The sequence below is a fragment of the Pseudomonas sp. LAP_36 genome (assembly GCF_019456785.1).
In the GTDB taxonomy this organism is placed as follows: Bacteria; Pseudomonadota; Gammaproteobacteria; order Pseudomonadales; family Pseudomonadaceae; genus Aquipseudomonas; species Aquipseudomonas tritici.
Genome location: NZ_JAHZMS010000001.1, coordinates 489,020 through 511,189, shown reverse-complemented (window position 1 = coordinate 511,189; position 22,170 = coordinate 489,020). Strand labels below are relative to the sequence as shown.

At 58.9% G+C, this 22,170-nt stretch carries 21 protein-coding genes; 13 read left to right on the top strand and 8 right to left on the bottom strand.

Annotated elements, in window-relative coordinates; all coding sequences use genetic code 11:
* Positions 1–32: 32 nt before the first annotated feature.
* Complete coding sequence (gene fdxA, locus JBO08_RS02395) at positions 33–356, top strand: ferredoxin FdxA (RefSeq protein WP_065872510.1); 324 nt, start codon at positions 33–35, stop codon at positions 354–356.
* Positions 357–852: 496 nt separating this feature from the next.
* On the opposite strand, the gene apbC is transcribed toward fdxA, so the two are convergent.
* Positions 853–1,947: an iron-sulfur cluster carrier protein ApbC gene (gene apbC, locus JBO08_RS02390; protein WP_065945364.1), complete on the bottom strand. Its 1,095-nt coding sequence runs from the start codon at positions 1,945–1,947 to the stop codon at positions 853–855.
* A 171-nt stretch (positions 1,948–2,118) separates the two neighbouring features.
* On the opposite strand from apbC, the gene metG reads away from it, so the two are divergent.
* The 4 genes from metG (at position 2,119) to JBO08_RS02370 (ending at position 6,233) form a co-directional block, all read left to right on the top strand.
* A complete protein-coding gene (gene metG / locus JBO08_RS02385) occupies positions 2,119–4,170 on the top strand; it encodes a methionine--tRNA ligase (RefSeq protein ID WP_065872512.1) in 2,052 nt (683 codons plus the stop codon).
* A gap of 48 nt (positions 4,171–4,218) precedes the next feature.
* Positions 4,219–5,238: an electron transport complex subunit RsxB gene (rsxB, locus tag JBO08_RS02380; RefSeq protein WP_256530429.1), complete on the top strand. Its 1,020-nt coding sequence runs from the start codon at positions 4,219–4,221 to the stop codon at positions 5,236–5,238.
* 66 nt (positions 5,239–5,304) lie between these two features.
* Positions 5,305–5,943 (top strand): endonuclease III, encoded by a 639-nt coding sequence (gene nth, locus JBO08_RS02375; protein WP_065872514.1) that lies wholly within the window; start codon positions 5,305–5,307, stop codon positions 5,941–5,943.
* A gap of 107 nt (positions 5,944–6,050) precedes the next feature.
* Positions 6,051–6,233 (top strand): PA3496 family putative envelope integrity protein, encoded by a 183-nt coding sequence (locus JBO08_RS02370; RefSeq protein WP_058423775.1) that lies wholly within the window; start codon positions 6,051–6,053, stop codon positions 6,231–6,233.
* An 84-nt stretch (positions 6,234–6,317) separates the two neighbouring features.
* Here the strand turns inward: JBO08_RS02370 and JBO08_RS02365 are convergent, their stop codons facing one another.
* The 3 genes from JBO08_RS02365 to JBO08_RS02355 all read right to left on the bottom strand — a co-directional run bounded on the left by JBO08_RS02365 (position 6,318) and on the right by JBO08_RS02355 (position 9,843).
* Positions 6,318–6,950 (bottom strand): response regulator transcription factor, encoded by a 633-nt coding sequence (locus tag JBO08_RS02365; RefSeq protein WP_010212736.1) that lies wholly within the window; start codon positions 6,948–6,950, stop codon positions 6,318–6,320.
* Positions 6,951–7,574: 624 nt separating this feature from the next.
* Complete coding sequence (locus JBO08_RS02360; RefSeq protein ID WP_065872515.1) at positions 7,575–8,792, bottom strand: argininosuccinate synthase; 1,218 nt, start codon at positions 8,790–8,792, stop codon at positions 7,575–7,577.
* Between the two features lie 142 nt (positions 8,793–8,934).
* On the bottom strand, positions 8,935–9,843 hold the full coding sequence (locus tag JBO08_RS02355) for an OmpA family protein (RefSeq protein WP_065910514.1): 909 nt from the start codon (positions 9,841–9,843) through the stop codon (positions 8,935–8,937).
* Between the two features lie 156 nt (positions 9,844–9,999).
* Between JBO08_RS02355 and pyrC the strand changes: the two genes are divergently transcribed.
* Positions 10,000–11,046, top strand: a complete 1,047-nt coding sequence (gene pyrC, locus JBO08_RS02350; RefSeq protein WP_065872517.1) for a dihydroorotase — start codon at positions 10,000–10,002, stop codon at positions 11,044–11,046.
* Positions 11,043–11,714, top strand: coding sequence for a ribonuclease T (rnt, locus tag JBO08_RS02345; protein ID WP_017137041.1), 672 nt, complete (start codon positions 11,043–11,045; stop codon positions 11,712–11,714). The genes pyrC and rnt overlap by 4 nt, the downstream gene beginning before the upstream one ends.
* A gap of 211 nt (positions 11,715–11,925) precedes the next feature.
* Here rnt and JBO08_RS02340 read toward each other — a convergent pair whose 3' ends face one another.
* Entirely contained in the window at positions 11,926–12,528 is a 603-nt protein-coding gene (locus JBO08_RS02340; protein WP_003172097.1) for a peroxiredoxin, read from the bottom strand.
* 243 nt (positions 12,529–12,771) lie between these two features.
* On the opposite strand from JBO08_RS02340, the gene JBO08_RS02335 reads away from it, so the two are divergent.
* The gene (locus tag JBO08_RS02335; RefSeq protein ID WP_010564137.1) at positions 12,772–12,990 is read left to right on the top strand and encodes a bacterioferritin-associated ferredoxin; all 219 of its coding nucleotides are present in this window, start codon (positions 12,772–12,774) and stop codon (positions 12,988–12,990) included.
* 201 nt (positions 12,991–13,191) lie between these two features.
* Entirely contained in the window at positions 13,192–13,662 is a 471-nt protein-coding gene (gene bfr, locus JBO08_RS02330) for a bacterioferritin (protein WP_065872518.1), read from the top strand.
* Positions 13,663–13,731: 69 nt separating this feature from the next.
* Here the strand turns inward: bfr and grxD are convergent, their stop codons facing one another.
* Together grxD and JBO08_RS02320 are read right to left on the bottom strand one after the other, a co-directional pair.
* Positions 13,732–14,070 carry a Grx4 family monothiol glutaredoxin gene (gene grxD, locus JBO08_RS02325; protein ID WP_049709752.1) on the bottom strand — a complete coding sequence of 113 codons (339 nt, stop codon included), beginning with the start codon at positions 14,068–14,070 and terminating at the stop codon, positions 13,732–13,734.
* Between the two features lie 77 nt (positions 14,071–14,147).
* A complete protein-coding gene (locus tag JBO08_RS02320; protein WP_065872519.1) occupies positions 14,148–16,256 on the bottom strand; it encodes a molybdopterin oxidoreductase family protein in 2,109 nt (702 codons plus the stop codon).
* A 434-nt stretch (positions 16,257–16,690) separates the two neighbouring features.
* Between JBO08_RS02320 and argF the strand changes: the two genes are divergently transcribed.
* Positions 16,691–17,611, top strand: a complete 921-nt coding sequence (argF, locus tag JBO08_RS02315; RefSeq protein WP_065872520.1) for an ornithine carbamoyltransferase — start codon at positions 16,691–16,693, stop codon at positions 17,609–17,611.
* Positions 17,608–18,717, top strand: a complete 1,110-nt coding sequence (locus tag JBO08_RS02310) for an ABC transporter ATP-binding protein (protein WP_065872521.1) — start codon at positions 17,608–17,610, stop codon at positions 18,715–18,717. The genes argF and JBO08_RS02310 overlap by 4 nt, the downstream gene beginning before the upstream one ends.
* A gap of 135 nt (positions 18,718–18,852) precedes the next feature.
* On the opposite strand, the gene ybaK is transcribed toward JBO08_RS02310, so the two are convergent.
* The gene (gene ybaK, locus JBO08_RS02305; protein WP_065872522.1) at positions 18,853–19,323 is read right to left on the bottom strand and encodes a Cys-tRNA(Pro) deacylase; all 471 of its coding nucleotides are present in this window, start codon (positions 19,321–19,323) and stop codon (positions 18,853–18,855) included.
* Between the two features lie 326 nt (positions 19,324–19,649).
* Here ybaK and JBO08_RS02300 point away from each other — a divergent pair, with 326 nt between their 5' ends.
* Positions 19,650–20,507: an MIP/aquaporin family protein gene (locus tag JBO08_RS02300; protein ID WP_065880101.1), complete on the top strand. Its 858-nt coding sequence runs from the start codon at positions 19,650–19,652 to the stop codon at positions 20,505–20,507.
* 76 nt (positions 20,508–20,583) lie between these two features.
* Positions 20,584–22,089 carry a glycerol kinase GlpK gene (gene glpK, locus JBO08_RS02295; RefSeq protein ID WP_065872523.1) on the top strand — a complete coding sequence of 502 codons (1,506 nt, stop codon included), beginning with the start codon at positions 20,584–20,586 and terminating at the stop codon, positions 22,087–22,089.
* Positions 22,090–22,170: the final 81 nt, after the last annotated feature.

The window sequence follows — 22,170 nt, the reverse complement described above, 5'->3', positions numbered from 1 at the left end:
TTCGCTGCCGCCGCCTGAGGAGAAAATTAGAAATGACCTTCGTCGTCACCGACAACTGCATCAAGTGCAAGTACACCGACTGCGTAGAAGTGTGTCCGGTGGACTGCTTCTACGAAGGCCCGAATTTCCTGGTTATCCACCCGGATGAGTGCATCGATTGCGCCCTGTGTGAGCCTGAATGCCCGGCCGTCGCTATTTTCTCCGAGGATGAAGTCCCGGCAGAGATGCAGCAATTTATTCAGTTGAACGTCGAGCTGGCGGAAATCTGGCCGAACATCACTGAGCGCAAGGACCCGATGCCGGACGCAGCGGAGTGGGATGGCAAAAAAGGTAAGATTGCAGAGCTCGAACGCTAATAACGTCGCCTCCCCCTAAAAAGGCCCCTTGCGGGCCTTTTCGCGTTCCTGGATGGCGGGTTTCACTTTTCTACAGGCAAAAAAAAGGGGCGGTATGACCCGCCCACATTTTTTCCCTAGTCCCTTTATTCCTTTTCATCATCCTGATGAATCGCATCCTGCGACGTTCCTTCAACCATCGTTCCTTGATGGCTGTGCCAATCCGTGGACACAGGGCTGATGTTAGAGAGTTCCATAGGAAGTTCAAAGGCTTCTAACCCATTGGCTGACAGGCTCTCGCGGAAACCATGAAATAATTAATTGTTATATTTCAATTAGATAGAAAAAGCTCTCGAAGAACTGGGCCGCACAAGACGGGTAAAAAAACCAATCGCTTACGAAAAAGTAAGTAAATGCTTACACGACCAATTGCGTAAATGCGTAACAGACACCGCTTGACCGTCCTCCAGACATGAAAAAGCCCCGACAGGGTCGAGGCTTTTTCCCTGCATCACCCTCAGTCGTCGCTGACGGTAATAGTCGGCATGGCCGGCGCTGCGGCTTCCTGCAGGACGATTCGCGCGCCCACGTGACGTGCAAGCTCCTGATAGATCATGGCGACCGGGCTATCCGGCTCGGCTACTACGGTGGGCTTGCCGCCGTCCGCCTGCTCACGGATCAGCATTGACAACGGCAGCGAGGCCAACAGTTCCACACCGTATTGAGTCGCCAGCTTCTCGCCACCGCCCTCACCAAACAGGTGCTCGGCGTGGCCGCAGTTGGAGCAGATATGCACCGCCATGTTCTCAACCACGCCCAGCACCGGGATATTGACCTTGCGGAACATCTCCACGCCTTTTTTCGCGTCGAGCAGCGCCAGGTCCTGGGGGGTGGTGACAATCACCGCGCCGGCCACCGGGACTTTCTGCGCCAGGGTCAGCTGGATATCGCCGGTGCCTGGCGGCATGTCGATCACCAGGTAATCCAGATCGCCCCAAGCGGTCTGGGTAACCAGTTGCAGCAACGCGCCGGAAACCATCGGCCCGCGCCAGACCATCGGCGTGTTGTCATCGGTGAGGAAAGCCATGGACATCACTTCCACGCCCAGGGATTCGATAGGCACGAACCACTTCTGGTCCTTGACCTTCGGCCGCGTGCCTTCGGCGATGCCGAACATCACACCTTGGCTCGGGCCGTAGATATCCGCGTCGAGAATGCCCACGCGCGCACCTTCACGAGCCAGGGCCAGGGCCAGGTTGGCCGCCGTGGTGGACTTACCCACGCCGCCCTTGCCGGACGCCACGGCTACAACGTTCTTGACGTTGGCCAGACCCGGAATCTGCGCCTGGGCCTTGTGCGCGGCGATCACGCATTGAATGTCGACCTTGGCCGACCGTACGCCGTCCAGGCCTTCGATGGCCATTTGCAGCATCTGCGCCCATCCGTTCTTGAAAAGGCCTGCGGCATAGCCCAATTCCAACTGGACCGACACCTGGTCGCCGTGGACTTCGATGGCGCGCACACAGCCGGAACTGACCGGGTCCTGGTTCAAATAGGGGTCGGTGTACTGGCGAAGAACGGCTTCCACCGCTGCGCGATTGACGGCGCTCATGGGCTACTCCCGAAAAAGACTGACTGAAACAGGCGGCTATCCTAACCGTTCCAGCAGCCCAACGGCATGCTTTCGCAGGTTCGGAGGATTCTGAAACAGCGCCACGGGGTGAAATATATTTCCCGGCGCTTTATAGTGGCCGACCTCCGTTTCATCAAGTAGCCGAGCCCCATGTCCGAGCCACGCAAGATCCTCGTCACCAGCGCCCTGCCCTATGCCAATGGTTCGATCCATCTTGGCCATATGCTTGAGTACATCCAGACCGATATGTGGGTGCGCTTCCAGAAGCATCGCGGCAATCAATGCATTTATGTCTGCGCGGACGACGCCCACGGTTCGGCCATCATGTTGCGCGCCGAAAAGGAAGGCATCACCCCGGAACAACTGATCGCCAATGTGCAGGCTGAACACAGCGCCGACTTTGCCGAGTTCCTGGTGGATTTCGACAACTTCCACTCGACCCACTCCGACGAGAACCGCGAGCTGTCGAGCCAGATCTACCTACGTTTGAAAGACGCCGGGCACATCGCCCAGCGCTCGATCACGCAGTATTTCGACCCTGAAAAGAAAATGTTCCTGGCCGACCGCTTCATCAAGGGCACCTGCCCGAAATGCGGCACCGAAGACCAGTACGGCGACAACTGCGAAAAATGCGGTGCAACTTATGCACCGACAGACTTGAAGGATCCCAAGTCGGCGATCTCCGGCGCCACCCCGGTGCTCAAGGACTCCCAGCACTTCTTCTTCAAGCTCCCGGACTTCCAGCAGATGCTGCAAAGCTGGACGCGCAGCGGCACGCTGCAGGACGCCGTGGCCAACAAGATCGCCGAATGGCTGGATGCCGGCCTGCAGCAGTGGGACATCTCCCGCGATGCGCCGTACTTCGGCTTCGAGATCCCGGGCGAGCCGGGCAAGTACTTCTATGTGTGGCTGGACGCGCCGATCGGCTACATGGCCAGCTTCAAGAACCTGTGCGATCGCACGCCTGAGCTGGACTTCGATGCCTTCTGGGCCAAGGATTCCACCGCCGAGCTGTACCACTTCATCGGCAAGGACATCGTCAACTTCCACGCCCTGTTCTGGCCGGCGATGCTTGAAGGTTCGGGCTACCGCAAGCCAACCGGCATCGCGGTGCATGGCTACCTGACGGTCAACGGCCAGAAGATGTCCAAGTCCCGTGGCACCTTTATCAAGGCGCGCACCTACCTGGACCACCTGTCGCCGGAATACCTGCGCTACTACTACGCCTCCAAGCTGGGCCGTGGCGTCGATGACCTCGACCTGAACCTGGAAGACTTCGTACAGAAGGTCAACTCGGACCTGGTCGGCAAGGTCGTCAACATCGCCAGCCGTTGCGCCGGGTTTATCCACAAGGGCAACGCCGGTGTACTGGTGGCCGAGAACGCCGCGCCGGAACTGACGGAAGCGTTTCTGGCCGCTGCGCCAAGCATCGCCGACGCCTATGAAGCCCGCGACTTTGCCCGCGCCATGCGCGAGATCATGGGCCTGGCCGACCGCGCCAACGCGTGGATCGCCGACAAGGCGCCGTGGTCGCTGAACAAGCAGGAAGGCAAGCAAGCGGAAGTCCAGGCGATCTGCGCCACGGGCATCAACCTGTTCCGCCAACTGGTGATCTTCCTCAAGCCGGTGCTGCCATTGCTGGCCGCGGATGCCGAGGCGTTCCTCAATGTGGCGCCGCTGACCTGGAACGATCACGCCACCTTGCTCAGCAACCATCAGTTGAACGAGTTCAAGCCGCTGATGACCCGTATCGACCCGGTTAAAGTCCAGGCCATGACCGACGCTTCGAAAGAAGACCTGGTCGCCAGCCAGACAGACACTGGCTCGGCTGCGCCAGCCGGCAACGGTGAGCTGGCCAAAGATCCGATCTCGCCGGAAATCGACTTTGATGCCTTCGCTGCCGTGGACCTGCGTGTCGCGCTGATCGTCAAGGCTGAAGCCGTGGAAGGGGCCGACAAGCTGCTGCGCCTCACACTGGACATCGGTGACGAGCAACGCAACGTGTTCTCCGGGATCAAGAGCGCTTACCCAGACCCGTCCAAGCTCGACGGTCGGCTGACCATGATGATCGCCAACCTCAAGCCACGGAAAATGAAGTTCGGTATTTCCGAAGGCATGGTCATGGCGGCCGGCCCTGGCGGCGAAGAGATCTACCTGCTGAGCCCTGACAGCGGCGCCAAGCCGGGTCAACGGATCAAGTAAGCCCATGGGCCTGCTGCAAGCGAATTAGGTCTACTGTAGGAGCCCGGCTTGCCGGGCTCCTACAACTCCACAACACGCCCGTTCGCTCAACGGCATGCCAATGATCACCCCATGAATCTGATTCAACGTATCGACGCGCTGCTGCCGCAAACCCAGTGCGGCAAATGCGGGCATCCCGGCTGCAAACCCTACGCCGAGGGTATTGCTCAAGGCGAGGCGATTAACAAGTGCCCGCCTGGCGGACAGGAGACCATTGCTGGCCTTGCGCAACTACTGCATGTGCCAGTGCTGGAACTGGATACCAGCCGAGGGGAAGCGCCGGCCCAGATCGCCTATATTCGCGAGGCCGAGTGCATCGGCTGTACCAAATGCATCCAGGCCTGCCCGGTGGATGCCATTGTTGGCGCGGCCAAGCTGATGCACACCGTGCTCATCGACGAGTGCACCGGCTGCGACCTCTGCGTTGCGCCATGCCCCGTAGACTGCATTGAAATGCGCCCGACAGCCACCGTATTGCCAATTGTCGGCGGCCTGGCCGCCAATGATCAGCAACGCCATGAACGAGGGCTCAAGCGCGACCGCGCAAGGCGGCGTTATGAACATCGCAATGCGCGGCTGCAGCGGGAAGAAGCGCAAAAACTCGCCGAACGCCTGGCTCGGGCCAAACGCTCAGTACCGGTTTTACCTGTAGAGGTCGGTACCGCACAGGATGCGGCGATAAAAAAAGCCAAAATCACGGTCGCAATGAGTCGCGCCCAACTGCATAAATCCTTGAAGGCTTTCGGTCACCCGCCAACCTATGAACAACAGGCGCAGTTGATTGTCCTGCAGCAGCAGTACGAAGCAGCAGAACAAGCGCTGGCGACCCTGGAACCGGGCACCGCATCGAAGGCCGTCGGTACGACCATGAATATGGCCGACCTGAAACGCGCCAAAATCCAGCTGGCGATGCGCCGTGCGGAATTGAAGAAAGCCCAGGACTTGAACGCCGACGCGCAGCAACTGGCCGAGGCACAACATAACCTCGACGAGGCGCAACGCCAGGTCGATGCCCATGGCAACATCTGATCCGCAAAAACCTGCTGCGTGTATTGCTACAATCCCGCCGACTGACTCCTAGGAACGCCCCACCCCATGAACGCCGCAAAACGCCTGGAAATTTTCCGCAGGCTTCACGAAGACAATCCGGAACCCAAGACCGAACTGGCTTACACCACGCCGTTCGAGTTGCTGATTGCGGTGATCCTGTCGGCGCAATCCACCGACGTAGGCGTCAACAAGGCCACGGCGAAGCTGTATCCCGTGGCGAACACGCCGGAAGCGATTTATGCCCTGGGTGTGGACGGGTTATCGGAGTACATTAAGACCATTGGCCTGTACAACAGCAAGGCCAAGAACGTTATCGAGACGTGCCGCCTGCTGGTCGAGCGGCATGGCAGTCAAGTGCCGCAAACCCGTGAAGAACTGGAAGCCCTGCCGGGCGTTGGCCGTAAGACCGCTAATGTGGTGCTCAACACCGCATTCCGGCAACTGACCATGGCCGTGGACACCCACATATTCCGGGTCAGCAACCGCACCGGCATCGCCCGCGGGAAGAATGTGGTGGAGGTGGAAAAGCAGCTGATGAAGTTCGTGCCCAAGCCCTATCTGCTGGACTCCCACCACTGGCTGATCCTTCACGGGCGCTATGTTTGCCAGGCTCGCAAGCCGCGTTGCGGTAGCTGTCGCATCGAAGACTTGTGCGAATACAAGGAAAAGACGTCCGACGATTGAGGGATCATTGGTTTTCTCGATCAGTCGATTGAAAAAATCTTTTTTACCGGATCATGGATTATCGTTATAAGGAGCGCCAACGGCAGTCTTAGCCCGGAGTGAACCTTATGAGCACTGGCAAAGAACAACTGGAAGTGGAAGACGACCTCGTTGAATCGGATGACGATGTGGCCGAGGCACCAGTGGCAGAGGTCGCCAAGACCAATTTGAGCAAACGCCGCACCATCGACAACCTTTTGGAAGAAAGACGCTTGCAAAAACAGCTGGCCGATTACGACTTCGATCTCTGATCGAGCGGTTGACGGCCGGAAGCCTCCCTCACGGAGGCTTTTTTCTGCCGTTTATCCAAGCAATGCGTGGTGCGCTGCCCTCTTCTATACCAAGCCGTTACGCTGGGCCAGTTCAATCAGGTCTACGAGGGAGCGTGCGTTCAGCTTGAGCAGCAAACGTGTCTTGTAGGTGCTGACGGTCTTGTTGCTGAGGAACATGCCGTCGGCGATCTCCTTGTTGGTTCGGCCCCTGGCCAGCTGCTGTAATACCATCATTTCCCGTCCCGACAGGCGCTCGACCATATCAGCCTCACTGGCATTGCCCATGGTGGAGCGTACCGAGTTCAGCGCCTGGTTCGGGAAGTAGCTGTAGCCCGACAAGACCGCCTTGATCGCACTCAGCAACTCGGTCAGGTCCTGTTGCTTGCACACGTAGCCGGCAGCCCCCGCCTGCATGCAGCGCATGGAAAAATGGCCAGGGGCCTGGGACGTAAGCACCAGCACCTTGAACGGCGCAGGTTGTTTGGTAGAGGACAGCCGGCAAATAACTTCCAGGCCATCAAGTTTGGGTATCCCAATATCCAGTATGACAATGTCCGGCATATGCTCCCGCGCAAGTTGCAACGCATCGACACCGTTATCGGTCTCGGCAACGACCTCATAACCATGACGTTCCATTAGCATACGCACAGCAAGACGAATGACGGGATGATCATCCACGATCAGCACTTTATTCATGAGAAAGTCCAATTTCGCTGTTCGAATTATTTAGAGCAAGCACAATAGCCTAGTCGTTTACTAGTTGGCATAGCATTCACCCCCAAGCATTAGCAAGCAGAGACCCAACCCACAGCGATAAAGGAATTGGCCTACAAAAAAACGCCGTCTCGGACGTATCCAGTTTTATGGATCCTTTCAGACCTTTCCGGGGACTTACATACTTTGAGTGAAATATCCATGGCGTATGGGGGGGAGGGTAAACGCGCCGCACGTAACTCTCAGGAAATGCCCCTTGCCTCTGGCCTGCTGCCGAGAAACCCAGCAAGAAAAAACGAGTCGGTTTAGTTCCATTCAACATATCCACTTACTTCCATATTTCCTACAGACCATTCTGCGATTTATATATTCGCGGTACTTACATGAGTGAATTTTCTGTAAGACCAGTTCCTACGCAGATGTAAAAAATTCATTCCCCCTACAAACTTTCAACAATAATTCATTCAAGGCCTTCATTTGAGAGAGACCTCGGCCAAAAACATCAACACATGTTTAAGCGTTATAAACACCACAAGTACCGACAAAAACCCAGGCAAAAAAAATGGCCCCTTGTACAAGGGGCCATTCTTCACAGCGCGCGCAAACTTAGAACAACGAGCGACCTTTGTTGGCCGCAATGCGCATGCGCAATGCGTTCAACTTGATAAAGCCTGCTGCGTCCGCCTGATTGTAGGCGCCGCCGTCTTCTTCGAACGTGGCAATGTTGGCATCGAACAGCGAGTCATCGGACTTGCGACCGGTCACAATCACGTTGCCCTTGTACAGCTTCAGGCGCACAACGCCGTTCACGTGGGCCTGGGAAGCGTCGATCATCTGTTGCAGCATCAGACGCTCAGGGCTCCACCAGTAGCCGGTGTAGATCAGGCTGGCGTACTTGGGCATCAACTCGTCTTTGAGGTGAGCCACTTCGCGGTCCAGGGTGATGGACTCGATGGCGCGGTGGGCACGCAGCATGATGGTGCCGCCCGGGGTTTCGTAGCAGCCACGGGACTTCATGCCCACGTAGCGGTTCTCGACGATGTCGAGACGGCCGACGCCGTGTTCGCCACCGATACGGTTCAGGGTCGCCAGTACGGTGGCCGGGGTCATTTCGACGCCGTCCAGCGCGACGATGTCGCCGTTGCGGTAGGTCAGTTCCAGGTACTGGGCCTTGTCAGGAGCGTTCTCCGGGGAGACGGTCCATTTCCACATGTCTTCTTCGTGTTCGGTCCAGGTGTCTTCCAGCACGCCGCCTTCATAGGAGATGTGCAGCAAGTTGGCGTCCATCGAGTACGGGGACTTCTTCTTGCCATGACGCTCGATCGGGATCGCGTGCTTTTCAGCGTAATCCATCAGCTTTTCACGGGACAGCAGGTCCCATTCACGCCAAGGAGCAATCACTTTCACGCCTGGCTTGAGTGCATAGGCGCCCAGTTCGAAACGTACCTGGTCGTTGCCCTTGCCGGTAGCGCCATGGGAAATGGCATCGGCGCCGGTTTCGTTGGCGATTTCAATCAGGCGCTTGGCGATCAGCGGACGTGCGATGGAAGTACCCAGCAGGTACTCGCCTTCGTAGACAGTGTTGGCGCGAAACATCGGGAAGACGAAATCGCGGACGAACTCTTCGCGCAGGTCGTCAATGTAGATCTCTTTCACGCCCATGGCTTGCGCCTTGGCACGTGCAGGTTCGACCTCTTCGCCCTGACCCAGGTCAGCGGTGAAGGTCACCACTTCACAGTTATAAGTATCCTGCAGCCACTTGAGGATCACCGAAGTGTCCAGGCCGCCGGAATACGCGAGAACGACCTTGTTTACGTCGGCCATGCCATCACTCCACGGGGTTGTACGGAAAGGCGTCGATTCTACCGACCAAAACCGTGAATTTACAGGGGCGCGACAGCAAATGAAGATAAAGCGACAGATTATGTCGAACGGGCGACCGATGGTCGCACCTGATGCTGGCACTTTATGACGTGTGCGCAGGGTTGCTCGGGCCCGTAGCCTGGGGGGCCGGTTTCTCGGGGGCGGCCACGCGCTCCAGCTGGATATTGACCCGACGATTGCGCGCCCGGTTGGCCGCATTGGTGTTGGGCGCCAGCGGGTAGCTTTCGCCATGAAAGCGCAGGGTGACCTGGGATTCCTGGACGCCATTGGCTTTGAAGTAGTCCATCACCGCCAAGGCGCGGCGGCGCGAGACATCGCGGTTGGTCAGGCGGTTGCCACTGTTGTCCGAATGGCCATTGAGCTCGATGTGGTTGACGGTGGGGTCGGCTTTCATGAACGCGAGAATCACGTCGAGTTTCTTCTTGGCCGCCGCGTCCAGCTCAATGCCGCCACCGGGAAAGCCGATTTCGGTCTGTTTGACCTGGTCGTAATTCATCGGCAATAGCTTGGTGGTGCACAACTGATAGTCGTTGTAGGCCTTGTTGAATTTGACCGGCAACAGGCGAATTTCCGAGTAACCGCCTTCACGTCCGTAATGGCGAACGGTCGGGCTACGCCCTTCCAGCAAACCATTGAACAGCCGCCCAGCCTGGGCCTGGGAGCTGTTGAACAAGACATCGCCACTGCCGGCACGCACGGCGCCGAGGTTGATATCACCTCGCCCCGGCTGCCAAGGGGCGGCGGCGGCCAGCAACGTGGCCGAGCCCGCACCCAGCGAGCCGTTATAGGCTTTGAGACGAAACGTCGCCTGCTCGCCGGCCCGGCGCACGAACTCACCCGAACCGAAGTCGGTGATCGGCTGGGTCAGGCGGCACTCGAACTGGTCCCCTTCTACCTTCCACTCAATATTCTCCAGACGTGTCTGGAACGTGAGGGCCATCGCAGGCAGGCTGGCGAACACACTGAGCAGGGCTAGATAATGCTGGCGCACGGGAGGCTCCACTGGTTTCTACAACACTTCAAAGCGTCATACATCGATAAGGCATACGAAAGGCTATCGGTTGCCTCCTGCAAAACTTGATAGCGAGTGCCTGCAAGAGTCTTTTCCGGTAGCATTCCCACCAGATTGACCCGCCTGGAATCCCCAATGTCCGACCGCCTGACCCTGCTGCGTCCCGACGACTGGCATATTCATCTTCGCGATGGTGCTGCGTTACCCCACACCGTGGCCGATGTAGCGCGCACCTTTGGCCGCGCCATCATCATGCCTAACCTGGTACCTCCGGTGCGTAACGCCGAGCAAGCCGATGCCTATCGCCAGCGAATCCTCGCTGCACGACCGGCCGGCAGCCGCTTCGAACCGTTGATGGTGCTCTACCTCACCGACCGCACCCAGCCCGAAGAAATTCGCGAGGCCAAGGCCAGCGGTTTCGTGCACGCCGCCAAGCTGTACCCGGCGGGCGCGACCACCAACTCCGATTCCGGTGTGACCAGTATCGACAAGATCCTGCCAGCCATCGAAGCCATGGCCGAAGTCGGCATGCCGCTGTTGATCCACGGTGAAGTGACCCGTGGCGACGTGGACGTGTTCGATCGCGAGAAGATCTTCATCGACGAACACATGCGCCGTGTGGTCGAGCTGTTCCCGACCCTGAAGGTGGTGTTCGAGCACATCACCACCGCCGATGCCGTTCAGTTCGTCACCGAGGCCTCGGCCAACATCGGCGCGACCATCACCGCGCACCACCTGCTGTACAACCGCAACCACATGCTGGTGGGCGGGATTCGGCCGCACTTCTATTGCCTGCCGATCCTCAAGCGCAACACCCACCAGGTGGCCTTGCTGGATGCTGCGACCAGCGGCAACCCGAAGTTTTTCCTCGGCACCGACTCCGCGCCCCACGCCCAGCACGCCAAAGAAGCGGCGTGCGGCTGTGCCGGTTGCTACACCGCCTATGCAGCCATCGAGCTGTACGCCGAGGCGTTCGAACAGCGCAATGCCCTGGACAAGCTCGAAGCGTTCGCCAGCCTCAACGGCCCGCGCTTCTACGGCCTGCCGGCAAATACCGACCGCATTACCCTGGTTCGTGAAGACTGGACCGCCCCTGCCAGCCTGCCGTTTGGCGAGCTGACCGTTATCCCGCTGCGCGCCGGTGAAACACTGCGCTGGCGCCTGCTGGAGGAAAGCAAGTGAGTGAAGACCATTACGACGACGAACATGAGCACAGTGGTGGCGGTTCCCGTCACCCGATGGCCGAGCGGTTTCGCGGTTATCTGCCAGTCGTCATCGACGTAGAAACCGGTGGTTTCAATTGCGCCACCGACGCACTGCTCGAAATCGCCGCGACCACCATCGGCATGGATGAACAGGGCTTTGTGTTCCCGGAACACACCCACTTCTTCCGTGTCGAGCCGTTCGAAGGCGCCAACATCGAAGCGGCCGCCTTGGAGTTCACCGGGATCAAGCTCGATCACCCACTGCGCATGGCGGTGAGTGAAGAAGCGGCGCTGACCGATATCTTCCGCGGCGTGCGCAAGGCGTTGAAGGCCAATGGCTGCAAACGCGCGATTCTGGTTGGCCACAACAGCAGCTTCGACCTGGGCTTCCTGAATGCCGCCGTGACGCGGTTGGACATGAAGCGCAACCCGTTCCACCCGTTCTCCAGCTTTGACACCGCGACCCTCGCCGGCCTGGCTTATGGCCAGACGGTATTGGCGAAGGCCTGCCAGGCAGCCGGTATCGACTTTGACGGTCGTGAGGCCCATTCGGCCCGCTACGACACAGAGAAGACCGCCGAGCTGTTCTGCGGCATCGTCAACCGCTGGAAGCAGATGGGCGGCTGGGAAGACTTCAACGACTGACACCGCAAGCTTTTGTAGTGAGCGGGCTTGCCCCGCGCTGGGTGGCGAAGCCGCCCCAAACCCAGGCGCCTCGGTACTTCTGAGAAACCGAGGTGGCCTTATTGGGGCGGCTTCGCCACCCAGCGCGGGACAAGCCCGCTCACTACAGTCGTTTCCCGCGTATAAAAAAACCGGCCTTCTCAGGCCGGTTTTTTTTCACCGTGAAACTGGCTTACAGCTTGCCAGCGTTCTCGGTCAGGTAAGCCGCAACGCCTTCTGGCGAAGCATTCATGCCTTTGTCGCCTTTTTTCCAGTTGGCAGGGCAGACTTCGCCGTGCTCTTCGTGGAATTGCAGTGCGTCGACCAGGCGGATCAGCTCTTCCATATTACGGCCCAGTGGCAGGTCGTTGATGATCTGGGAGCGAACAACGCCCTTGTCATCGATCAGGAATGCGCCACGGAACGCTACGCCGCCTTCGGACTCAACGTCGTAGGCCTTGGCGATGTCGTGCTTCATGTCGGCAGCCATGGTGTATTTGACTTTGCCGATGCCGCCATCGTTGATAGCCGTGTTGCGCCAGGCGTTGTGGGTGAAATGAGAGTCGATGGAAACGGCTACCACTTCAACGTTGCGCGCCTTGAAATCGTCCATGCGGTGGTCCAGAGCGATCAGCTCCGAAGGGCAGACGAAGGTGAAGTCCAGCGGGTAGAAGAACACCAGGCCGTATTTGCCTTTGATGGCTTCAGACAGTTTGAAGCTGTCAACGATTTCGCCATTGCCGAGAACGGCTGGAACGTCGAAATCCGGGGCTTGTTTGCCGACGAGTACGCTCATTGGGTATCTCCTGATGTAAGGGTGACGATTGAAGTAAAAGGACCGGCCCTGAGTCTGCCGTTTATAAGCGACAGCCCTGTGACGCAGTCACGCTTCGTGAAGACCGGCCATCATACACTGAAAAAACCGTTCGTCAGTGCGGGCGCGATGCCAGCAAATACCTGGCGAATCTACTTTGACAATCATTCTCGTTAACATTAAGATCCATCGCACTTAAGCCTTAACCCGCGATGGTTCTCCCTTATGTATGTGTGCCTCTGTACTGGCGTCACCGACGGACAAATCCGCGAAGCAATCTACGAAGGTTGCTGCAGCTACAAGGAAGTACGTGAAACCACCGGTGTGGCCAGCCAGTGTGGCAAATGTGCTTGCCTCGCCAAGCAAGTGGTACGGGAAACCCTGACGCAGCTGCAGACAGCCCAGGCCGCGCTCCCCTATTCAGCAGAATTTACACACGCCTGATTTGGCCTATTTTAGAGAACCGGACTTAGTGTCCGGTTTTTTTATGCCCGAAATTCAATTAGTTAGCGCCAAGACGCGGAACACAAACATTCTTATTCCGATTAATTTTCATTTATTATTCAATAACTTAGGTTTGACACTAGGGATTGCGCCGCTCAAACTCCGCTCTATATACAGCTATTACAGGGCAGGACCCCAGTCATGAAAGGCGACATCTCAGTCATCCAGCAACTCAACAAAATCCTTGCCAATGAACTGGTCGCGATCAATCAGTACTTTCTGCATGCGCGCATGTACGACGATTGGGGCCTGGAAAAGCTGGGCAAGCGTGAATACAAAGAATCGATCAAGGCCATGAAGGACGCTGACGCGCTGATCAAGCGCATCCTGTTCCTGGAAGGCCTGCCAAACGTGCAGGACCTGGGCAAGCTGAACATCGGCGAACACACCCAGGAAATGATCAGCAGCGACCTGGGTTTTGAGCGCAAGAGCCACAGCGATCTCAAGGCCGCCATCGCTCACTGCGAACTGACCGGCGACTACGGTAGCCGTGAACTGCTGGAAGATATCCTGGAAGACCAGGAAGAACATATCGACTGGCTGGAAACCCAACTGGGCCTGATCGACAAAGTCAGCCTGGAAAACTACCTGCAATCGCAGATGGGTGAATAACCCATCAGCACGCAGGCATAAAAAAGCCCCGCTCTCATACGAGAAGCGGGGCTTTTTATTGCGTCCGGATCAAGCTTCAGTCTTGGCTGCCGCTTTTGCCGCTGCATCTTTGATCAACGACTGCAACGAACCGTCTGCGGCCATTTCAGTGATGATATCGCTACCGCCGACCAGCTCACCGGCGACCCACAGTTGTGGGAACGTAGGCCAGTTGGCGTACTTCGGCAGGTTGGCGCGGATTTCAGGGTTTTGCAGGATATCCACGTAAGCGAATTTCTCGCCACACGCCATGATGGCCTGGGACGCCTTCGCGGAGAAACCGCACTGAGGAGCGTTGGGTGCGCCCTTCATGTAAAGCAGAATGGTGTTGGCAGCAATCTGCTCTTTGATCGTTTCGATGATATCCATGGAACACCTCGGCTGGAACTTTGCGACTCACAGGTCGGCACGGTGGCGCATTGTAACGCAAAATCCCAGCGAGGTGCTCAGGCGGCTGCTACCTGGACCGGAACACCATTGAGCGCCGCATTGCCCGACAACTCGTCCAATTGCCGTTCGTCGGTCAGGTCATTCGCGCTCGCTCCGGGTTGCGCGCTGGCGATGCCCATCTGGACGCCCGGGCGACCATGGCCCCAGCCGTGGGGCAGGCTGACGACACCAGGCATCATGTCCAGGCTGGAGACAACGTCCACCTCGATCATGCCAATCCGAGAACTCACCCGCACCCGCTGGCCATCCAGTAAACGCCGGCTGGCCAGGTCGTCAGGATGCATCAGCAATTGATGACGCGGCTTGCCCTTCACCAGCCGGTGATAGTTATGCATCCAGGAATTATTGCTGCGCACATGGCGACGGCCGATCAGCAACAGTTCGTCGGCCACAGGCCCCGGCTGCGCGGCAAACCGCACCAGGTCGGCGAGGATAACTGCCGGCGCCGCCTGCACCTTGCCATCAACGGTTTTCAGACGCGCGGCAAGGTTGGGCTGAAGCGGCCCCAGGTCCACGCCATGGGGATGGTCGGCCAGCATCGCCACCGATAATTTGTGGCTGGAGGCATCACCGTAAGCGCCCGCGCGCAGCCCGAAATCGATCATCTGCGCCGGCGGCATCGTCGGCTTGAGTGTGGCGCCGGTCTGAGCCGCAAAGGCCTTGGCCAGCCCGACGAAGATTTCCCAGTCATGCAGCGCACCCTCGGGCTTGGGCAAGATCGCCTGGTTGAAACGGGTGACGTTACGCACCGCGAACATATTGAAGGTCGTGTCGTAGTGATCGTTTTCCAATGCTGACGTGGACGGTAGAATCAAATCGGCATACCGCGTGGTCTCGTTGATATAGAGGTCGACGCTGACCATGAACTCCAAGCCATCCAGGGCTTGCTCCAACTGCCGCCCGTTAGGCGTCGACAACACCGGATTACCGGCCACTGTCACCAACGCGCGGATTTGTCCTTCGCCTTCAGTGAGCATTTCTTCCGCCAGGGCCGACACCGGCAACTCGCCACCGTACTCCGGACGCCCGGAAACCCGGCTCTGCCAGCGATTGAAATGCCCGCCACCGGTTGACGCCACCAGATCCACTGCGGGCGTGGTGCACAAGGCGCCACCCACACGGTCGAGATTGCCAGTCACCAGGTTGATCAGTTGCACCAGCCAATGGCACAGCGTGCCGAACGCCTGGGTTGATACGCCCATGCGCCCGTAGCACACCGCTTTGTCCGCTGCGGCAAAGTCGCGTGCCAATTGACGTATCTGCTCGGCGGGCACCGCGCATTGACGGCTCATGGCCTCGGCGGTAAACCCGGCGATCACGCGGCGTACATCCTCCAAGCCTTCAACCGGCAAATGGCTGTCGCGGGTCAGGTGCTCGGTAAACAAGGTGTTGAGCACCCCGAACAACAGCGCCGCATCACCGCCTGGGCGCACGAACAGATGCTGATCAGCCATCGCCGCCGTCTCGCTGCGCCGTGGGTCGACCACCACCACTTTACCGCCCCGCGCCTGGATCGCCTTGAGGCGCTTTTCCACGTCGGGCACGGTCATGATGCTGCCATTGGATGCCAGCGGGTTGCCGCCCAGGATCAGCATGAAGTCGGTGTGGTCGATGTCCGGGATCGGCAGCAACAGGCCGTGGCCGTACATGAGGTAGCTGGTGAGGTGATGGGGCAGTTGGTCGACCGAGGTGGCGGAAAATCGATTGCGCGTCTTCAACAGGCCGAGGAAGTAGTTGCTGTGGGTCATCAGCCCATAGTTGTGCACGCTGGGGTTGCCCTGATACACCGCCACCGCATTCTGCCCGTGGCGCGCCTGAATGCCCGCCAACCGTTCGGCTACAAGCGCGAAAGCCTCATCCCAGGCGATCGGCTGCCATTCGGTACCCACCCGCAACATGGGCTGGTGCAGGCGGTCAGGATCATTCTGGATATCCTGCAGCGCTACGGCCTTGGGGCAGATATGCCCTCGACTGAAACTGTCCTGGGCATCGCCCTTGATCGAGGTGATCGCCAGGCTGCCGTCGTCGGCTCGGGTGGTTTCCAGCGTCAGGCCGCAGATGGCTTCACACAGATGGCAGGCACGGTGGTGGAGAGTCTTGGTCATGGCCAGTCTCTTATAAGGGCTTTGGTCCAACTATGGGCCGCGACCGGCACGCGCGCCACCAACGTTCGCCCCGTGAATCGACAAGCATCAGGCCAGGCCATGGCTAAGCATGAGCAAATGTTTCAGAAACCTCACACACTCGCGCTGAAACCGACGCAGCCTGGCCTGCAGCCGCCCCCGCGCATTGCAAAAGGTTGCTACGCCAGTGTACAAATGGCCCGCTGCTGTCTGGAATTCGTCTTCAAAAGCGCCTTGGCGCCCTGCTTGAACACCCTTTAAAAACGTAGCCCTATTGGTAAGACGCGACATTTAATTATAAGATCGCGCCTTCCCCTATTTCGTCGCCCCGTGCGGCTTTCGCCGCAGGTCTCGCCCGTTGTCACAATAAACAAGGCTTTGAGTATCTGCGGTCTGTTGCAAAAAGGTAGTTAATGATGAGCGCAAGGCACTTTCTCTCCCTGATGGATTGCACGCCCGAAGAGCTGGTCAGCGTGATCCGTCGAGGCATTGAGCTTAAAGACCTGCGTAACCGCGGCGTACTGTTCGAGCCTTTGAAAAACCGCGTGCTCGGGATGATTTTCGAGAAGTCGTCAACCCGCACTCGCGTATCTTTCGAAGCCGGCATGATTCAACTGGGCGGCCAAGCCATCTTCTTGTCCTCGCGCGACACCCAACTGGGCCGTGGCGAGCCGATCGCCGACAGCGCGAAGGTCATGTCGAGCATGCTCGACGCCGTGATGATCCGTACCTTTGCCCACAGCACCGTGACCGAATTTTCCGCCAACTCCCGCGTACCGGTGATCAACGGCCTGTCCGATGACCTGCACCCGTGCCAGTTGCTGGCCGACATGCAAACCTTTCTTGAGCACCGCGGCTCGATTCAGGGCAAGACCGTGGCGTGGATCGGCGACGGCAACAACATGTGCAACAGCTATATAGAAGCGGCGATCCAGTTCGACTTCCAATTGCGCGTTGCCTGCCCGGAAGGCTATGAGCCTGATGCGCGCTTCCTGGCGCAGGCCGGTGACCGCGTGACCCTGGTTCGCGACCCGCGTGACGCGGTGATCGGCGCGCACTTGGTGAGCACCGACGTCTGGACCTCCATGGGCCAGGAAGACGAAACCACCAAGCGCCTGGCCCAGTTCGCCCCGTATCAAGTGAACCGCGCCCTGCTCGACCTGGCCGCGCCGGACGTGTTGTTCATGCACTGCCTGCCGGCGCACCGTGGCGAAGAAATCAGCCTTGACCTGCTCGACGATCCGCGTTCGGTCGCCTGGGACCAGGCCGAGAACCGCCTGCACGCGCAAAAAGCCCTGCTCGAATTCCTCGTCCCGCCGTCGTACCACCACGCATGAGCCAGCCATTACTGCTGAACCTGCGCAATCTGGCATGCGGCTATCAAGATCAACGGGTGGTGCAGAACCTCAACCTGCACCTGAATGCCGGCGATATCGGTTGCCTGTTGGGCTCTTCGGGCTGCGGCAAGACCACCACGCTGCGCGCCATTGCCGGGTTTGAGCCGGTGCACGAGGGTGAAATCAGCCTGGCGGGCGAAGTGATCTCCAGTGCCGGGTTCACCCTGGCGCCGGAGAAACGCCGCATCGGCATGGTGTTTCAGGACTACGCACTGTTTCCTCACCTCAGCGTGGCCGATAACATTGCGTTCGGCATTCGCAAGCATCCGCAGAAAGACCGCGTGGTCGCTGAGTTGCTGGAACTGGTGAACCTGAAGAACCTGGGCAAGCGCTTTCCTCATGAACTTTCCGGCGGCCAGCAGCAACGCGTCGCCCTTGCCCGCGCTTTGGCGCCGGAGCCGGCCCTGTTATTGCTGGACGAACCGTTCTCCAACCTGGATGGCGAGTTGCGACGCAAGCTCAGCCACGAGGTGCGCGATATCCTCAAGGCACGCGGCACCAGTGCGATTCTGGTGACCCATGATCAGGAAGAAGCCTTCGCGGTCAGCGACCAGGTCGGTGTTTTCAAGGAGGGCCGCCTTGAGCAGTGGGACACGCCCTACAACCTCTATCACGAACCGCAGACGCCCTATGTCGCCAGCTTTATCGGCCAGGGTTACTTCATTCGTGGCCAGTTGAGTTCGCCGGAATCCGTGAGCACCGAACTCGGCGAGCTACGCGGCAACCGCGCCTACACCTGGCCTACCGGCGGCGCGGTGGACGTGCTGCTGCGCCCGGATGACATCGTCTACGCTCCAGACAGCACGCTGAAAGCGCAGATCGTCGGCAAGACGTTCCTGGGGGCGTCTACCTTGTACCGCCTGCAACTTCCGACAGGCGCGCAATTGGAGTCGATTTTTCCCAGCCACGCCGACCATCAGGTGGGGGCGGATGTAGGAATTCGGGTGGCGGCTGAGCATCTGGTGTTGTTTCAGGCGTCAGGGAGTACAGCAGCGCAAATCCCTAAAATCGAATCCGGCGTACGCCGCTACAGCCCCGCGCACTGACAAAACCGAATCCAAAAATGTGGGAGCTGGCTTGCCTGCGATAGCATCAACGCGGTGTAACTAACACACCGAGGTGCCTGCATCGCGGGCAAGCCCGGCCCACACATGGGTTATCCACAACCTTCCATAGTAGATTCAGGCCCGGCCAATCGGCGCGAATTTGGCCTGGGTATGCTCAGCCAGCACCGCCGCCGACAACTCCACTTCCAACCCCCTCCGCCCCGCACTTACAAAAATCGTCGCGAACGGCTGCGCCGTCACATCGATAAACGTGCGCAACCGCTTCTTCTGCCCCAGCGGGCTGATGCCGCCTAGCAAGTAACCCGTAGAGCGCTGCGCCGCTGCCGGGTCGGCCATTTCGACTTTTTTCACCCCGGCAGCGTGCGCCAGCCCCTTCAGGTCGAGACTTCCGACGACCGGCACCACCGCCACCAACAATTCGCCTTTCTCACTGCTCGCCAGCAAGGTCTTGAACACCTGCGCCGGATCGAGGCCCAACTTCTCCGCGGCCTCCAGGCCATACGAAGCCGCCTTGGGGTCATGTTCGTAACTGTGGATACGATGTTCGGCGCGAACTTTTTTCAACAAATCCAATGCAGGCGTCATGGTGTCTCCGGGCATGGCAAACAGATGGCCGATTCTAGGCCAAGCCCACGCAAAACGCTCTAGTACGCCCGCTCTTAAGGTACACACGCAAGATGACAAGCGTGATCATTCACCAGACCAATAGTTTGAAAGTGACTGATAGTTCACTTTCGACCTTTGACAGCGGTCATTCTTGTCTATATTTTTTCGTTTCCGAATGCTGTAGGAATAGTCCGCAGCATTCAAGCAGTAAGCCGTGTCCGGGATGGGGATCCTTGCCACGGTGAAAATCGCGCAATAACCCGTTGAGGTTGTGCGCTAGACAAGAACAACAACTGAGGTTTTCCATGACAACTGCTCTTCAACAGCCTTCACTTTCGAGCCAATGTATGGCCGAGTTCCTGGGGACTGCGCTTCTGATCTTCTTCGGTACGGGATGTGTCGCTGCGCTCAAGGTCGCGGGTGCCAGCTTTGGCTTGTGGGAGATCAGTATCATCTGGGGGGTGGGCGTCAGCATGGCGATCTACCTGAGCGCCGGCATTTCCGGGGCGCACCTGAACCCCGCCGTCAGTATTGCACTGTGCATTTTCGCCGACTTCGACAAACGTAAACTGCCCTTCTATATCCTCGCCCAGATCGCCGGTGCCTTCTGCTCGGCCGCGTTGGTGTACACCCTCTACAGCAACCTGTTTTTCGATTACGAACAAACCCACCATATGGTCCGCGGCACGCAAGCCAGCCTGGAACTGGCGTCGGTGTTTTCCACCTACCCCCATGCGCTGCTGAGCACCGCCCAGGCCTTCCTGGTGGAAATGGTCATCACCGCGATCCTGATGGGCGTGATCATGGCCCTCACCGATGACAACAACGGCCTGCCACGCGGCCCGCTGGCCCCGCTGCTGATCGGCCTGCTGATTGCGGTGATCGGCAGTGCCATGGGCCCGCTGACAGGCTTCGCGATGAACCCGGCGCGGGATTTTGGGCCCAAGCTGATGACCTTTTTCGCCGGCTGGGGTGAAATGGCCTTTACCGGTGGCCGCGATATTCCTTACTTCCTGGTACCGATTTTCGCGCCGATTGTTGGCGCATGCCTCGGTGCTGCAGCGTATCGCGGGCTGATTGCCCGTCACCTGCCAAGCACCGCACCTGCTATAGCTGAAGAAACACCTGACACGGCTGTCAACGGCAAAACCCGTATTTCCTGATCACGCCAGCCTGGCCGCTCCTGCCCTTTTGCGGCCCGGCTGACTACCGACTTTCTTATTTTCCAAGGCATTCGACATGACCGATATTCAGAATAAGAACTACATCATCGCCCTTGACCAGGGCACCACCAGCTCCCGCGCGATCATCTTTGATCGTGACGCCAACGTGGTCTGCACCGCCCAGCGTGAATTCACCCAGCACTACCCACAGCCGGGCTGGGTCGAGCATGACCCGATGGAAATCTTCGCCACCCAGAGCGCGGTGATGGTCGAGGCCCTGGCCCAGGCCGGCCTGCACCATGATCAGGTCGCCGCCATCGGCATCACCAACCAGCGTGAAACCACCGTGGTGTGGGACAAAATCACCGGTCGCCCGATCTACAACGCCATCGTCTGGCAATGCCGCCGCAGCACCGAGATTTGCCAGCAACTCAAGCGCGACGGCCACGAGCAATACATTAATGACGCCACCGGCCTGGTCACCGACCCGTACTTCTCCGGCACGAAGCTCAAGTGGATCCTCGACAATGTCGAAGGCAGCCGCGAGCGTGCGCGCAACGGCGAGCTGCTGTTCGGCACCATCGACAGCTGGCTGATCTGGAAATTTACCGGCGGCAAGACCCACGTCACCGACTACACCAACGCCTCGCGCACCATGCTTTTCAACATCCACACCCTTGAGTGGGATGCGAAGATGCTGGAGATCCTCGACGTGCCGCGCGAAATGCTGCCGGAAGTGAAGTCGTCGTCGGAAATCTACGGCCGCACCAAAAGCGGCATCGCTATCGGCGGTATCGCCGGCGACCAGCAGGCTGCACTGTTCGGCCAAATGTGCGTTGAAGCAGGCCAGGCCAAGAACACCTACGGCACCGGCTGCTTCCTGCTGATGAACACCGGCGACAAAGCGGTGAAATCCAAGCACGGCATGCTTACCACCATCGCCTGCGGCCCGCGTGGCGAAGTGGCCTACGCCCTGGAAGGTGCCGTATTCAACGGCGGCTCCACCGTGCAATGGCTGCGTGACGAGCTCAAGATCATCGCCGACGCCACCGACACCGAATACTTCGCCAGCAAGGTCAAGGACAGCAACGGCGTGTACCTGGTCCCGGCGTTCACCGGCCTGGGCGCGCCGTACTGGGACCCGTATGCCCGCGGCGCCCTGTTTGGCCTGACCCGCGGCGTACGCGTGGATCACATCATTCGTGCGGCCCTGGAGTCGATTGCCTACCAGACCCGCGACGTGCTCGACGCCATGCAACAGGACTCCGGCGAACGCCTCAAAGCCCTGCGTGTGGACGGCGGCGCGGTGGCCAACAACTTCCTGATGCAGTTCCAGGCCGATATCCTCGGCACCCAGGTCGAGCGCCCGCAAATGCGCGAGACCACTGCATTGGGCGCCGCGTACCTGGCAGGCCTGGCCTGCGGCTTCTGGGGCAGCCTGGATGAATTGCGCGGCAAGGCGGTGATCGAACGCGAATTCGAACCGCAGTTGGACGAAGTCGCCAAGGAGAAGCTCTACGCCGGCTGGCAAAAAGCGGTAAGCCGTACCCGCGACTGGGAACCGCACGAAGGCGCTGAATAAGCCAAGCGCCGGATCCATATAGGGTTGTAACTGGCAGGGAGCGGATTCCTGCGTCATCATGGGCCACTTTTGTATGGCAGC

What these genes read in the sequence shown, in the direction of transcription:
- JBO08_RS02340 (WP_003172097.1), bottom strand. Translation starts at nt 12,528, where the DNA reads ATGAGCGTACTCGTCGGCAAACAAGCCCCGGATTTCGACGTTCCAGCC.
- JBO08_RS02310 (WP_065872521.1), top strand. Translation starts at nt 17,608, where the DNA reads ATGAGCCAGCCATTACTGCTGAACCTGCGCAATCTGGCATGCGGCTAT.
- JBO08_RS02360 (WP_065872515.1), bottom strand. Translation starts at nt 8,792, where the DNA reads ATGGCCGACGTAAACAAGGTCGTTCTCGCGTATTCCGGCGGCCTGGAC.
- nth (WP_065872514.1), top strand. Translation starts at nt 5,305, where the DNA reads ATGAACGCCGCAAAACGCCTGGAAATTTTCCGCAGGCTTCACGAAGAC.
- metG (WP_065872512.1), top strand. Translation starts at nt 2,119, where the DNA reads ATGTCCGAGCCACGCAAGATCCTCGTCACCAGCGCCCTGCCCTATGCC.
- JBO08_RS02365 (WP_010212736.1), bottom strand. Translation starts at nt 6,950, where the DNA reads ATGAATAAAGTGCTGATCGTGGATGATCATCCCGTCATTCGTCTTGCT.
- JBO08_RS02320 (WP_065872519.1), bottom strand. Translation starts at nt 16,256, where the DNA reads ATGACCAAGACTCTCCACCACCGTGCCTGCCATCTGTGTGAAGCCATC.
- glpK (WP_065872523.1), top strand. Translation starts at nt 20,584, where the DNA reads ATGACCGATATTCAGAATAAGAACTACATCATCGCCCTTGACCAGGGC.
- JBO08_RS02335 (WP_010564137.1), top strand. Translation starts at nt 12,772, where the DNA reads ATGTATGTGTGCCTCTGTACTGGCGTCACCGACGGACAAATCCGCGAA.
- ybaK (WP_065872522.1), bottom strand. Translation starts at nt 19,323, where the DNA reads ATGACGCCTGCATTGGATTTGTTGAAAAAAGTTCGCGCCGAACATCGT.
- apbC (WP_065945364.1), bottom strand. Translation starts at nt 1,947, where the DNA reads ATGAGCGCCGTCAATCGCGCAGCGGTGGAAGCCGTTCTTCGCCAGTAC.
- bfr (WP_065872518.1), top strand. Translation starts at nt 13,192, where the DNA reads ATGAAAGGCGACATCTCAGTCATCCAGCAACTCAACAAAATCCTTGCC.
- fdxA (WP_065872510.1), top strand. Translation starts at nt 33, where the DNA reads ATGACCTTCGTCGTCACCGACAACTGCATCAAGTGCAAGTACACCGAC.
- JBO08_RS02370 (WP_058423775.1), top strand. Translation starts at nt 6,051, where the DNA reads ATGAGCACTGGCAAAGAACAACTGGAAGTGGAAGACGACCTCGTTGAA.
- argF (WP_065872520.1), top strand. Translation starts at nt 16,691, where the DNA reads ATGAGCGCAAGGCACTTTCTCTCCCTGATGGATTGCACGCCCGAAGAG.
- JBO08_RS02300 (WP_065880101.1), top strand. Translation starts at nt 19,650, where the DNA reads ATGACAACTGCTCTTCAACAGCCTTCACTTTCGAGCCAATGTATGGCC.
- pyrC (WP_065872517.1), top strand. Translation starts at nt 10,000, where the DNA reads ATGTCCGACCGCCTGACCCTGCTGCGTCCCGACGACTGGCATATTCAT.
- grxD (WP_049709752.1), bottom strand. Translation starts at nt 14,070, where the DNA reads ATGGATATCATCGAAACGATCAAAGAGCAGATTGCTGCCAACACCATT.